Source organism: Brevundimonas sp. M20 (genome assembly GCF_006547065.1).
GTDB lineage: Bacteria > Pseudomonadota > Alphaproteobacteria > Caulobacterales > Caulobacteraceae > Brevundimonas.
In genome coordinates this window covers 3,279,705-3,292,252 of the sequence record NZ_CP041243.1, presented here as the reverse complement: position 1 = coordinate 3,292,252, position 12,548 = coordinate 3,279,705, and the positions used below count along the sequence as shown (strand labels likewise).

Here is a 12,548-nt window from a genome sequence, read left to right as displayed (position 1 = left end):
ATAGCGATGGTTCCCCCCTCCGTCCATGAATCCATGACGTCAGAAGGGGCATTGATAGCGGCTCGCAACTGGAGCCCTTTCAGATGATCACCGTCGATGGTCTGACCCTGTCGCGCGGCGAACGGGTTCTGTTCCGAAATCTTTCCTTTTCAGTGGCTTCCGGCGAGGCCGTGGCCCTGACCGGCGCGAACGGGGCGGGCAAGACCAGCCTGCTGCGGGCGCTGGCCGGCTTCCTGCGTCCGGACACGGGCAGCATCGCCTTCGCCGACGTCGAGGCGGACGAGGCGCGCACCAGACATCTGCACTGGCTGGGCCATCTGGACGGTCTGAAGGGCGCACGCCGGGCGCGGGAAGAACTGATGTTTCAGGCCCGGTGGCTGGGGGCCGGCGCGGACGGGCTCGCGGCGGCCGTGGATGTGCTGGCGCTGACCCCCCTGCTGGACCTGGAGGTGCGTAAGCTGTCGGCGGGGCAGAGGAGACGGCTGGCCTTCGCGCGACTGATCGCCGTGCAGCGCCCGATCTGGCTGCTGGACGAGCCGCTCAGCCCGCTGGACGCGCGCTGGCGCGAGGCCATGGGAGTGCTGATGAAGGCGCATCTGGATCGCGGCGGATGCATCCTCTCCGCCGTCCATGATCCCCTGCCGATCCCGGCGCGGTCTCTCGACATCGGCCTTGCCCCGGGAGACGCCGCATGAAGGCGCTGATGATCCTGTGGCGACGCGAACTGGCTTTGGCCTGGGCGGGCGGGGGCGGGCCCTTGCTGGCCTGTGGCTTCTTCCTGTGCCTGACGGTGCTGGTGCCGCTGGCCTCGGGCAGTGATCCGGCGGCGTTGAGACCGGTCGCGGGCGGCATCGCCTGGGTGGCGTTGGCGGTGTCCTCGATCCTGTCGCTGGAGCGGCTGTTCGAGCGGGATTTCGAGGACGGGACGCTGGACCTGCTGGCGCTCGGTCCCGCGCCGCTGGAGTTGGCGGTCATCGCCAAGGCCAAGGCGCAATGGCTGGCGGTCGGCTGGCCGCTGGCGGTGACCGCGCCGGTGGCGGCGATCACGCTCGGCCTGCCGGTGTCGCTGGCTCCGCTGGCCGCGCTGGCGGCCCTGATCGGCGGACTGGGCTTCGCCCTGACCGGCGCGCTGGGCGCGGCTTTGGCGTTGGGCTCGAAGCGCGGGGGTCTGCTGATCGCGGTGGTCGTCCTGCCCCTGTTCATCCCGCCGGTGGTGTTCGGGGCGGGAGCGCTGGAACGGGCGGCGAACGGTCAGTCGCCGGGACCGGCGCTGGCCTTCCTGATCGCCTATGTGCTGTTCGCCGCCGTGATCACGCCTTTCGCGGGCGCCGCGGCGATCCGCAACGCCCAGGGCTGAGCGGCGTCAGTTTTCCGGCAGGGTCCGGACCCAGGCCTGGAGGGCGGCGGTGTCGGCCATGTCGCCGTCGAAGACGTGGGCCGGGCGCTGGGGCTCGTTGTTGCCACGCTGACGACCGCGCCAGACCTTCATGGGAATGGCGATCTGCACAAGGCCGCTGGGCAGTTCGTCGCCGCGTACATCCATATAGACCGTGTCCGCCGAGGTCTCGCGACCGATCTGGATCCCGCCCATGGCCTTCCAGAGATCGACGGCGTCCAGACAGGCCGAGCCGCAGCCGGCGTCGGTCAGGACGAAGACCGGACCGCGCACGACCCGGGTCGGGGCCGGGCGAGCCTCTTCCGGCGCGGTTTGGTCGTTTCCGTCGCGCCAGTAGGGTTGGCCCGCCGCGCGGGCGGCGGTCATGCCATCGATGATGCGGCGGGCCCAGTTGATCCGCTGGGCATCCGCGTTGGCGGCGGTCCACTCATCGAAATAGGCCTGAATGGCCTTCAGATTATCGTCAGAGGCACGCCACTCGATGGCTTCAATCGCCGGGAGCTGGTGCGAGGCCATCCAGTCGTCGCCCCACAGCGCCTGAGCCACCAAATCACTCCAGTGGGAGGACCCGCCACCGTTGCCGCGCAGGTCCAGCACCACATAGGGAGCGGCGCGCAGTTCGGTCTGACGCGTTTTCATTTCCTCCATCAAAGGGGTGAGGGCCGCATAGGCGTCACTCCCGGGGTTCCCGTTGAAGGAGGGGGCCGAGAACCAGACGCCCCCGTCATCCAGCGTCTTCAGGCCGAACTCATAGTCCCCCCGGCCGCTCAGGGCCTGACGGCGGGCGGACAGGTCATCGGTCGCGATGGGACGCCAGTTCAGGGTCCAGCCGCGGGTCTGCCCGCCGACCTCGAAGCGGCAGTTGCGCATCTCGGGCGTCCAGGGATTGGAGGCGTTCATGAACAGCCAGTCGCCGTAGAGGACGTGCTGGGATTCCAGGAACCAGCGCCCCCGGAAAGCGCCAATCCGGTCGGCGCCGAGCTGATCCGCCGACACGCCGTCGCAATCGATCAGGCGGGCGCCGACGGGCGGGGTGTCGGCGTCGGTCTCGTCGCGGGTCATGACGATCTGGTCGCCGCCCTTGTCATTCGTCAGGAAGCCGGGCCAGCGGGTCGGAAAGCCGCCGGATTCCTTCAGGCCCATCTGCACGTGGCCGTCATCGAAGCTGGCGACATAGGCGCGCAGGGCCCACCACCAGCCGCCGGCGTCGGTGGTGGCTTCGGCCCGCTGCAACGCGGTCGCCAGTCCGGCCTCCGCCCTGGCGCGGAACCCGGGGTTCAGGGTATCGTAGGGGCCCGGATGGCTGTCCATGATGACGGCGTGCAGGGCTGTCACGTCCTCGCGCAGGGTCGCGGACCAGTCGCGCGGCGTGGTCAGGAAGGACGGCGCGGCGGGCGCCTCCTGGGCGGTGACGGGCGCGGCGGCCAGGGCCAGGACGACCGTCAGGCCGAGGGCCGGAGCGGCGGCGAGCAGGCGTGCGGTCATCGGTTTCCCCTCCGGTGTGACGCAAGCGCTACCGGAGGGGGCGACGGCCCGCCACTTAAGGCTTTGTAACCTGCGCTCAGGCCTTCTTGACGAACTCGGTGCGCAGGACGAGGCCGCGCACCTTCTCGACATTGGCCTCGATTTCATCGGGGTCGCCGGTCAGACGGATGTTCTTCACCAGCGTGCCGCGCTTCAGGGTCACGCCGCCCGAGCCCTTGACCTTCAGATCCTTGATCAGGGTCACGCTGTCGCCGTCGGCGAGGGTATTGCCGTTGGAATCCTTGGTCACGTCGTCGGTCATTGTGGTCCTCGGGGAGTTGGTGCGCGACGGTCTGGCATGTCGAACGGTCAAGCTTCAAGCCGCACGATGCGCGATAGGCCGCACAAAGCCTCAAGTAGCGCAAATCGTCAGAGGCGATTAAAGAGCGCTCACAATGTTCGGCCTCGCCAATCCCGACCGCTTCGCCCGCTTCACGCGCCCGCTTGTGCCGGTGCTGTGGGGAGCCGCCATCGTGCTGCTTCTGGCCGGGAGCTGGTTCAGCTTCGCCGCGCCCGAGGACTATCAGCAGGGCGACACCGTGCGGATCATGTTCGTGCACGTTCCGGCCGCCTCGGTTGGCCTGATGATCTATGGCGCGCTGGGCGTTTCGAGCTTCTTCGCCCTGGTGTTTCGCCACCCTCTGGCCGACGCCGCGGCCCGGGCCGCCGCCCTGCCGGGCGCCGCCTACACCCTTCTGGCGCTGGCGACCGGCAGCCTGTGGGGCAAGCCGATGTGGGGCAGCTGGTGGGAATGGGGCGACGCCCGCCTGATGTCGGTGCTGGTGCTGTTCCTCTTCTACCTCGGCTACATGGCCCTGCGCGCCTCGATCGACGATGAGGCCCGCGCCGCCCGCGCCGCCGCCGTGCTGGGACTGGTCGGTCTGATCAATCTGCCGATCGTGAAATTCTCGGTCGACTGGTGGAACACCCTGCACCAGCCCGCCTCCCTGATCCGCGCCGACGGACCGTCGATGCCGCCGGTGTTCCTGACGCCGCTGCTGACCATGATGGCGGCCTGGTTCGTCCTGTTCCTCGCCATCTGGCTGACCGCGATCCGCACCGAGATCGTGCGCCGCCGGGTCGTGGCGATCCGCGCCCGCCGGGCTCTGGAGGCCTGATCATGCTCGACTTCGACATGGGGAAGTACGCCGCCTACGTCTGGCCCGCCTGGGGCGTCAGCGCCGTGGTGCTGGCGGCGCTGGCCGCGCGCGCTCTCGTTTCGGCGCGTCGCTGGAAGGCGGAGCTGGCCAGGCTCGAAGCTGACCGCCCTCCGGCTGCGCAGGACGCGGCAGGGCAAGCCCGCCCTCAAGCAGCGCAAGGCGCGGTAGGGCAAACTCGCCCTCAAGCAGCGCAAGGCGCGTTAGGGCCAAAAGAATGAGCCGCTGGTTTGCTGTCGTTCCGTTGGTGGTGCTGGTCGCCCTGTCGGCCCTGTTCATCGGCTGGTCGTTGAAACGCGATCCGGCGGTGAAGCCGGAAGCGCTGGTCGGTCAGACCGTGCCGGAGACCGTCCTGCCGATCCTGACCGGGACCGAAGCCGGGCCGGGCCATGTGGACCTGAAGACGGCGGGCGTCGGTCGGCCGATGTTGATCAATGTCTTCGCCAGCTGGTGCGCGCCCTGCCGGGTCGAGCATCCGAAGCTGATGGCGCTGAAGGAACGCGGCGTCGCCGTCGTCGGCGTGGCGTGGAAGGATGACCCGGTCGCCACCCGCGCCTTCCTGGACGAGTTGGGCAATCCCTTCTCGATGGTTCTGGTGGATCGCGAGGGCAGGGCCGGGCTGGATCTGGGCATCACCGGCGCGCCGGAGACCTTCGCCGTGGACGCCCAGGGTCGGGTGGTCGCGAAATTCGCCGGGCCGTTGCTGGAAGACGCCGAGATCGAACGGCTGGTGGCGGCCATGCAGGCCCCTGCGCGTCCGCTGCCGACCGCCACGAGCCGCTGATCCCTGTCTGAGCCGGGGCCGAAACCCTTGCTTTCAGGGCGTTAACCCTTTTCCGACGGTTTTCATTAACCCTGTCGGCATGAGCGTGATTCGCCCGCCTGTTCCGTCGCCGTTGTTCCCGTCGCAGACGCCCCCGTCTCCGGCCGCGGCCTCGCGTTCGTCCTTCTTCCAGTCGGCGCTGGCGGCGGCTTCACCTTCCATCGCGGCGGCGGCTCCGGCCATCACGGCGCCGGTGGTCCAGCGCGACACGCCGGTTCGCTCGGTCGCGCCGAGGGCCGATGCCGGCGAGGGCGGCCAACGCCCCAGCCGCCCCGGCAGCCTGCTCGACATCAGGGTCTGACGCCAGGCTCACGCGAAAATGACCGGCGCGTGTGTGAACGCCGTGATTAAGATGTTCGCATGCGTACCTGGGGGTGGACATTCTCGATCGCGGTCGGCCTGACCGCGCTGCTCACGGCGGCCTCATCGGCCCAGCCGTCGTCGACCCGTGTCCGTCATCGCGCCGCGCCGACAGAGCCTGTGGTGGTCGAGCTGTTCACCGCGCAGGGCTGCGCGGGGTGTCCGGAAGCCAACGCCCGGATCGAGACCATCGCCGCGGAGCCGGGCGTCATCGCCCTGACCTATGGCGTGGACTACTGGGACTATATGGGCTGGGCCGACACCTTCGCGCGGCCCGAGTTCGCCCAGCGCCAGCGCGACTATCGCCGGGCGCTGCGCATCCGCAATGTTTCGACGCCGCAGGTGGTGATCGACGGGCGCCGTCAGGCTCCGGCCAGCATCGAGGCGATCCAGATCGCCATCGACGAGGAAGCGGCCCGCCGCGTCTCTCCGCCTGATGTCGAGTTCCGTGAGACCGGCGACCGGGTCGGCGTCGGCTCGGGCCGCGCGCCCGCGGGCGGGGCCGAGGTGGTCGCGGTGGTCTATACGCCCGGCCCCCAGACGGTGGAGATCGGCGGCGGCGACAATCGCGGCCAGAAAGTGCGGCATGTGAACGTCGTGCGGTCGCTGCGCGTGCTGGGGCCGTGGAACGGACGCCCCGTGCTTTACACCCTTCCTCAGGCTTCCGGCCCGGATCAGGCGGTCGCGGTTCTGGTCCAGTCACGGGAGGATCGCCGCATCCTGACGGCGGCGGTGCTGGAAAGTCGCTGATCCCGTCCGATTGCGGCGCTGTCAGCTTTGATCAGTATCCCTGTTCTCCAGAGGTCTTTCACAGTGCATGATCGGCCCCGGACGTCGGGGCGTCATCGCCCGGGGATGCGCGCATGATCGGTTTAAAGCCTGTGATGAAGGGTCTGGCCCTCGCAGCGGTTCTGGCCGCGGCCGGAAGCGTGTCGGCCTTCACCACCGATCCCGAGACGGTCATTACGCCTGAAGCGCGCGGCGTGGCCCAGGCCGTGACCGCCGCCGAACTGGCGGCATGGGGGCGCGAGCGTGGGGACGCCGGCGCCCTGATCATGGCGGCTCGACTGCTGTCCGAGGTGCCGGTCCGGCAGGGCGAGGGGCCAGAACCGATCCTCACCCCGGCCCGCCTGCTGGACGAGGCGGCGGCCCTGTCGGCGGGCAACCAGCCGATCATCGACGCCATCGACCGTCTGCGCGAGCCAATGACGCGCGGCGTCCGCTCCTCACCGTTCGGCGCGGGGCCGGTGTTCACCGTCAAGCAACTGAGAGCCCGCGAGAGCTGGACCTTCGACGTCGACGCCCGCGCCGGAGAGGTGCTGCGGGTGGCGGCCATCGGCGACGGCGACACGGACATCGACCTGACTGTCCAGGACCAGCGTGGCGCGACGATGTGCCGTGACGGTTTCGGCGACCACTATCCGGTCTGCACCGTGTCCTCGCGCGCCGGGGGCAAGATGCGGGTCGCCCTGACCAACCGGGGGGATGTCCGCACCAGTATTCAGGTGCTCAGCAACTGATGCGGCGCTTCGGGCGGCTCTGCGCGGCGGGTCTGGCGGCGGCCGGCCTGCTGATGGCCGCCGGTGGAGCGCCCGCCCGTCCGGACACGCCCGAAAGCCTGCGCGCCGAAGCCTTCGAGGCGGCCCAATGGGCCATCGCCTCCGACGCCGCCGACGCCCTGGCCCGGGTGTCCGCCCGCTTCGCCCAGGGCGATGACGCGCTCGGTCGTCTGGCCGAGGAGCGTGAGGCGCTGATCGTCCGCCGCGACCGTCTGGAGCGGGAGCTGGAGCGGCACTACGCCTCGTCCGATCCCGCCGATCTGGCGGCCCGGACCCGCGCCCAGTCCGACTGGGAGGCCGCGACCGCCCGTCTGGCGGCGCTGGACGGCGAGATCGAGACCCGCTTCCCGGCCTATTCAGATCTGACCAGCCCCCGCGCCCTGTCCATCGCCGAGACCCGGCAACTGCTGCGCCCCGACGAGGGGCTGCTGCTCATCCTGGTCAATCCGGAGGCGACCTATGTCTGGGCCGTCACGCGCGAGCGCGCCGCCTGGACCCGCTCCGAGGCGATGGATGAGGCCCGGCTGAAGGTCACGGTGGACAAGTTGCGTCTGTCGCTGAGCGCCACCGCCGCGCCGCGCGGCGATGACGTGGACCCGACCCTGTTCGCGGGCCGTCAGCCGGTTGCTTTCGACCGGGCCGAGAGCTGGCGGCTCTATTCCGAGCTGATCCTGCCGGTCGAGGAGACCTTCAAGGACAAGAGCACCCTGATCACCGTCACGACCGGGGCCCTGTCCACCCTGCCGCTTTCGGTGCTGGTGACCGCGCCGCCGCAAGGGGCCGATGCGGACCCGGAGGCGCTGGCCGCCACGCCCTGGCTGGCGGATCGCTACGCCATGGCCGGGTTGCCGGCGGTGTCCAGCCTGCGGTCGCTGCGCTGCTATCTGGTCGCCTCTCCGGCGATGCGCAGCGCGGGCTGCCCGCCCGGTCTGGCCCCCGCCTCGCGCAATGAGCCGAGGGTCGAGCCGCTCCGGCTGGCGGCGTTCGGCGCGCCCCTGCTGGCGGGAGCCCCGTCCGACCCGACGCGCGGCGCGGCGGCGGCGGACTCGGTCATGAACGGCCAGCTGGCCGATGTCAGCAAGCTGAAGGCCCTGCCCTATCTGCGCGGATCGCGGCTGGAGCTGGAGACGCTGAAGGCCCGCTATCCGGACTCGGTGGTGCGGATCGGCTCGGAGGCCACGGAGCGGGCGGTGCGGACCGCCGACGCCGAGGCCCTGTCGCGCGCCCGGTTCGTGGTCTTCTCGACCCATGGCCTGATGGCCGGATCAGCCGCGGCCGAGCCGGGGCTGGTCATGACCCCGCCGGATCAGGCGACGGAGGCCGACGACGGCTATCTGAGCGCCTCCGAAGCAGCCCAGCTGCGCCTGAATGCCGAATTCGTGGTCCTGTCGGCCTGCAACACCGCGGCGTCTGACGGGCGGCCGGGCGGGGAGGGGCTGTCCGGACTGGCGCGGGCCTTCTTCTATGCGGGCGCGCGGTCGGTGCTGGTGTCTCACTGGGAGGTGTCGGACGCCGCCACCACCACCCTGATCACCGCCACCTTCGCCGATCTGGACGGCCACGCGGTCAGCGATCCGGGCGTTCGCGCCCGCGCGCTTCAGGCGGGCCAACGCGCCGTCCGCGCCGAACGCCGCTGGGCCCATCCTGCCTATTGGGCGGCGTTTACGCTGGTCGGAGAGCCCGGATAGGAATTAGGGCGTAGGAATTAGGAGTTAGGGGGCGGGCGCGATCCGTTTTGCGCCTCCCTAACTCCTAATTCTTACGCCCTAATTCCTCTCTTCAGGCCCCCGCCTTCTTCGCGAAGCTCCACGCCCCTTCGGCCAGCGCCGGAACCTGTGCGGCCATGGACTTCGCCTGCGGCGAGGCCGCCGTGCCGTCGCGGACCCGCCCGGCGATGCCCTGACAAATGGCCGCCAGCCGGAACAGGTTGTAAGCGAACAGCCAGTCGAGGTTCGACGGCGCGGGGGCGCCGGTCTTCTCCGAATAGCGGGCGACCACCTCCTCTACCGACGGAATGCCCAGCGCCTTCAGATCGGCGCCGGCGAGGCCGTTGCGCAACGAGCCCGGAATGGCCCAGGCGATCAGCAGATAGGAGAAGTCGGCCAGCGGATCGCCGAGCGTGGACAGCTCCCAGTCCAGAACCGCGCGCACCTGCGCCTGATCCGGCGCAAGGATCATGTTGTCGAGGCGGAAGTCGCCATGGACGATCCGGGTCGGCCCCTCGGGCGGCAGGGTGGCGGGCAGGAAGTCGATCAGCCGATCCATCGCCGGGATCGGGTCGATCTCGGACGCCCGATACTGTTTGGTCCAGCGCCCGACCTGCCGCTCGAAATAGTTGCCCGGCTTGCCGTAGTCGCCCAGCCCGATGGCGGCGGGGTCGAACCGGTGCAGGGCCGCCAGCGTATCGACCTGCGCGTTATAGACGGCGCGGCGCTCGGCAGGCGCCATCCCCGGCAGTTTCAGGTCCCACAGGACCCGGCCCTCGACCTTGTCCATCACATAGAACATCGAGCCGATGACGCCGTCGTCGGTGCACAGGGCCCAAGGCTTCGCCACCGGATAGCCCTGCGCGTGCAGGGCCGAGATGACGGTGAACTCCCGGTCCACCGCATGGGCGCTGGGCAGCAGGGTTCCCGGCGGCTTGCGACGCAGCACATAGGTCCTGCCGGGCGTGGACAGCTCATAGGTCGGATTGGACTGGCCGCCCTTGAACTGGCGCACGGTCAGCGGACCGGCGTAGCCCTCGACGTTCGCCGTCAGCCAGACGCCGAGCGACGCCTCATCAAGGGCGTATCGGGGATCGACCTCGCGGGTGCCGGAGAAGGTCGACTGGGCGTCTGTTGGCGCGTCTTCAGGGGGCGTCTGGGTCATTGCGCGGCGATGATGGCGGCCTTCACCGCGCCGCGCCAGCCCTTCAGCAGTCGCTCGCGGTCTTCGACGGACATGCGGGGGCGCCAGACGGCCGGAGCCTCGGCGGACGCTGCGTCAAGCGTGTCGATCAGGCCGCACCCCAGCGCCGCCAGCTTGGCCGCGCCCAGCGCCGTCATCTCCTGAAACGCGGGTCTCTCCACCGTGACATCGCAGATATCGGCCACGAACTGCATGGCGAAGGCGTTGGCGGTGACCCCGCCGTCGACCTTCAGCACGGACAGCTTCGGCGCCCCGTCCTTCGCCAGCGCATCCAGCAGGTCGCGGGTCTGGTAGGCGAGGGATTCCAGCGCCGCCCGCACCATATGGGCCGGGCCGCTGTCCCGGGTCAGGCCGACGATGGTTCCGCGCGCGTCCGGCTCCCACCAGGGCGCGCCCAGACCGGTGAAGCCGGGAACCAGATAGACGCCGCCGTTGTCCTTCAGCCCCTGCGCCATGGCCTCGGACTGGCGCGATTCCGAGATCACCTTCAGCCCGTCGCGCAGCCACTGGATCGCCGACCCGGCCGAGAAAATGGAGCCCTCCAGCGCCCAGGCCGCCGTCCCCTGCGCGTCATAACCCAATGTGCCCAGCAGGCGGGTTGTCGACGGCACCGGCTCGGCCCCGACATTGGCGACCAGAAACGCCCCGGTGCCATAGGTGATCTTGGCGTCCCCGGCCTTGAGGGCGCCATGTCCCACCAGTGCGGCCTGCTGATCGCCTGCCGCCCCGTGGATCGGCAGGGCCGCGCCCAGCAGCGACGGCTCGCTGTCGCCCAGATGGTCGGCGCAGCCCCGGATTTCCGGAAGTCCCTCCATCGGGACATTGAACAGTTCCGCCAGATCATGCCGCCATTGGCGGGCGCGCAGGTCCATCAGGGAGGTGCGCGAGGCATTGGTGGCGTCGGTGACGTGGCTGGCGCCGCCAGTGAGCTTCCAGATCAGCCAGCTCTCGATGGTGCCCAGCTTGATCTCGCCGGCCCGCACCCGCTCGCGCGAGCCCGGAACGTGGTCCAGCAGCCAGGCGAATTTCGAGGCCGAGAAATACGGATCGAGGATCAGACCGGTCGCGGCCTGCACCTCCGGCTCATGTCCGGCGCCGGCCAGCTTCGCGGTGGCGGCGGCTGTGCGGCGATCCTGCCAGACGATGGCGCGATGCAGGGGCTCGCCCGTGGCGACGTCCCAGATCACCGAGGTCTCGCGCTGGTTGGTGATGCCGATGGCGGCGAACCGACCGATCCCGCCCGCCTTGCGCACCACCTCGCGACAGGTCTGCAGGGTCGCGGCCCAGATCTCGGCGGCGTCATGCTCGACCCAGCCGGGATGCGGGAAATGCTGCTCCAGCTCGATCTGGCTGACCGCCACGGGGCGCAGGCCGCCATCCTCGGTGCAGCCGAACGCGATGGCGCGGGTCGAGGTGGTGCCCTGATCGATAGCGAGGATGAGGCTTTTCATGTGTGATTGTTAGGCCGGTGAACCGGCGGGGTGAAGAGTGCTAGTGAGCGAGGCGTGAGCGCCGCCCTTGCTCACTTCTCCGCTCACCAACACTCCTCACTTTCGCGCCGCTTGAGAGCCCATGACCCACACAGCCTCTTTTGAAGGCGTCCGCGACGCCGCCCGCCAGCTTCTCGGCCATGCGGTTCGCACCCCCCTGATCGAAAGCCCGGCGCTGAACGCGCATCTGGGCGGACGGGTCCTGCTCAAGGCCGAGAACCTGCAGCAGGCGGGGGCGTTCAAATTCCGTGGGGCCTATAATCGGATCAGCCGTCTGACGGCCGATGAACTGACGCGGGGCGTCGTCGCCTATTCGTCCGGCAACCACGCCCAGGCGGTGGCTTGCGCGGCGAAAATGATGGGGACCAGCGCCATCATCGTCATGCCCGCCGACAGTCCGAAGGTGAAGGTCGAGGGCGTGATCGGCTTCGGCGGCGAGGTGCGCCTGTACGACCGCTACACCGAAAGCCGCGAGGACATCGGCGAGGAGATCGCCCGCACGCGCGGCAGCGTTCTGGTCCGGCCCTTCGACGATCCCTTCGTCATCGAAGGTCAGGGCACGACCGGGCTGGAGATCGTGGAACAGGCCGAGGTGGTCGGGGCGAAGATCGACCAGCTGCTGTGCGGCGCCTCGGGCGGCGGTCTGATCGCCGGCATCAATCTGTCGATGGGCGCGCTGCTGCCGGACGTTCCGGTCATCGGCATCGAACCGCGCGACTACAACGACACCCAGCTGTCGATGGCAGCGGGCGAACGTCTGACCCACGCCCCGGCCCACGGCACCATCTGCGACGCCCTGATGACCGACCGTCCGGGCGAGCTGACCTTCCCGATCAACCGCCGCCTGTCGCACGTCGAGACCGTGTCGGACGCCGAGGTGGCCGACGCCGTGCGCTACGCCTTCCGGGTGCTGAAGCTGGTGGTCGAACCCGGCGGCGCGGTGTCGCTGGCCGCCTTGCTGGCCGGCAAGGTTGAGGCGAAGGACCGGACGACGGCGGTGGTCCTGTCCGGCGGCAACGTAGACCCGTCCCTGTTCAGCGAGATCATCGAGGGCCGGTTCGAGGGGAAATGACTACACTCTGATAGCCCTCCCCTCGACGGGGAGGGTTGGGAGGGGTGCGGGCAGGCCATTTCAGGACCAGCCCGGGAGGCTCCTGCTCATCTACCCCTTGTCATCCCGGAAGCGCCGCAGGCGCTATCCGGGACGCTGGCGCTCTTTCCTCCATCCTCCCGGAAACTGCGAAGCGGTTATCCGGGAGCAGGGTTGAACCTGGCTCTGTCCGTCGCCCGCTCAGCCCTGCGGGCTGTCCGGGGCGTTGAATTTTTAAA

14 protein-coding genes are annotated in these 12,548 nt (G+C 69.6%); 10 read left to right on the top strand and 4 right to left on the bottom strand.

Annotated elements, in window-relative coordinates; genetic code table 11:
• Window positions 1-83: 83 nt before the first annotated feature.
• Both ccmA and ccmB read left to right on the top strand, forming a co-directional pair.
• On the top strand, window positions 84-695 hold the full coding sequence (gene ccmA, locus FKQ52_RS16215; RefSeq protein ID WP_141628141.1) for a heme ABC exporter ATP-binding protein CcmA: 612 nt from the start codon (window positions 84-86) through the stop codon (window positions 693-695).
• A complete protein-coding gene (ccmB, locus tag FKQ52_RS16210) occupies window positions 692-1,357 on the top strand; it encodes a heme exporter protein CcmB (RefSeq protein ID WP_141628140.1) in 666 nt (221 codons plus the stop codon). The genes ccmA and ccmB overlap by 4 nt, the downstream gene beginning before the upstream one ends.
• A 6-nt stretch (window positions 1,358-1,363) precedes the next feature.
• On the opposite strand, the gene FKQ52_RS16205 is transcribed toward ccmB, so the two are convergent.
• Window positions 1,364-2,881, bottom strand: a complete 1,518-nt coding sequence (locus FKQ52_RS16205; protein WP_141628139.1) for a S41 family peptidase — start codon at window positions 2,879-2,881, stop codon at window positions 1,364-1,366.
• A gap of 76 nt (window positions 2,882-2,957) precedes the next feature.
• A complete protein-coding gene (locus FKQ52_RS16200) occupies window positions 2,958-3,182 on the bottom strand; it encodes an alkylphosphonate utilization protein (protein WP_141628138.1) in 225 nt (74 codons plus the stop codon).
• Between the two features lie 133 nt (window positions 3,183-3,315).
• Here FKQ52_RS16200 and ccmC point away from each other — a divergent pair, with 133 nt between their 5' ends.
• From ccmC to FKQ52_RS16165, 7 genes are all read left to right on the top strand, one after another.
• The gene (gene ccmC / locus FKQ52_RS16195) at window positions 3,316-4,038 is read left to right on the top strand and encodes a heme ABC transporter permease CcmC (RefSeq protein WP_141628137.1); all 723 of its coding nucleotides are present in this window, start codon (window positions 3,316-3,318) and stop codon (window positions 4,036-4,038) included.
• 2 nt (window positions 4,039-4,040) lie between these two features.
• Window positions 4,041-4,298: a heme exporter protein CcmD gene (gene ccmD / locus FKQ52_RS16190; RefSeq protein ID WP_141628136.1), complete on the top strand. Its 258-nt coding sequence runs from the start codon at window positions 4,041-4,043 to the stop codon at window positions 4,296-4,298.
• Window positions 4,295-4,861 carry a DsbE family thiol:disulfide interchange protein gene (locus FKQ52_RS16185; RefSeq protein ID WP_141628135.1) on the top strand — a complete coding sequence of 189 codons (567 nt, stop codon included), beginning with the start codon at window positions 4,295-4,297 and terminating at the stop codon, window positions 4,859-4,861. Before ccmD ends, FKQ52_RS16185 begins: the two co-directional genes overlap by 4 nt.
• A gap of 79 nt (window positions 4,862-4,940) precedes the next feature.
• Window positions 4,941-5,201, top strand: coding sequence for a hypothetical protein (locus FKQ52_RS16180; RefSeq protein ID WP_141628134.1), 261 nt, complete (start codon window positions 4,941-4,943; stop codon window positions 5,199-5,201).
• 59 nt (window positions 5,202-5,260) lie between these two features.
• On the top strand, window positions 5,261-6,010 hold the full coding sequence (locus FKQ52_RS16175) for a thioredoxin family protein (protein ID WP_141628133.1): 750 nt from the start codon (window positions 5,261-5,263) through the stop codon (window positions 6,008-6,010).
• Between the two features lie 113 nt (window positions 6,011-6,123).
• Window positions 6,124-6,780, top strand: coding sequence for a hypothetical protein (locus FKQ52_RS16170; RefSeq protein WP_141628132.1), 657 nt, complete (start codon window positions 6,124-6,126; stop codon window positions 6,778-6,780).
• Complete coding sequence (locus FKQ52_RS16165) at window positions 6,780-8,507, top strand: CHAT domain-containing protein (protein WP_141628131.1); 1,728 nt, start codon at window positions 6,780-6,782, stop codon at window positions 8,505-8,507. The genes FKQ52_RS16170 and FKQ52_RS16165 overlap by 1 nt, the downstream gene beginning before the upstream one ends.
• Window positions 8,508-8,598: 91 nt before the next feature.
• On the opposite strand, the gene FKQ52_RS16160 is transcribed toward FKQ52_RS16165, so the two are convergent.
• Both FKQ52_RS16160 and glpK read right to left on the bottom strand, forming a co-directional pair.
• The gene (locus tag FKQ52_RS16160; protein WP_141628130.1) at window positions 8,599-9,690 is read right to left on the bottom strand and encodes a phosphotransferase family protein; all 1,092 of its coding nucleotides are present in this window, start codon (window positions 9,688-9,690) and stop codon (window positions 8,599-8,601) included.
• Window positions 9,687-11,180 (bottom strand): glycerol kinase GlpK, encoded by a 1,494-nt coding sequence (glpK, locus tag FKQ52_RS16155; protein WP_141628129.1) that lies wholly within the window; start codon window positions 11,178-11,180, stop codon window positions 9,687-9,689. Before glpK ends, FKQ52_RS16160 begins: the two co-directional genes overlap by 4 nt.
• 121 nt (window positions 11,181-11,301) lie before the next feature.
• Between glpK and FKQ52_RS16150 the strand changes: the two genes are divergently transcribed.
• The gene (locus FKQ52_RS16150; protein WP_141628128.1) at window positions 11,302-12,291 is read left to right on the top strand and encodes a threonine/serine dehydratase; all 990 of its coding nucleotides are present in this window, start codon (window positions 11,302-11,304) and stop codon (window positions 12,289-12,291) included.
• Window positions 12,292-12,548: the final 257 nt, after the last annotated feature.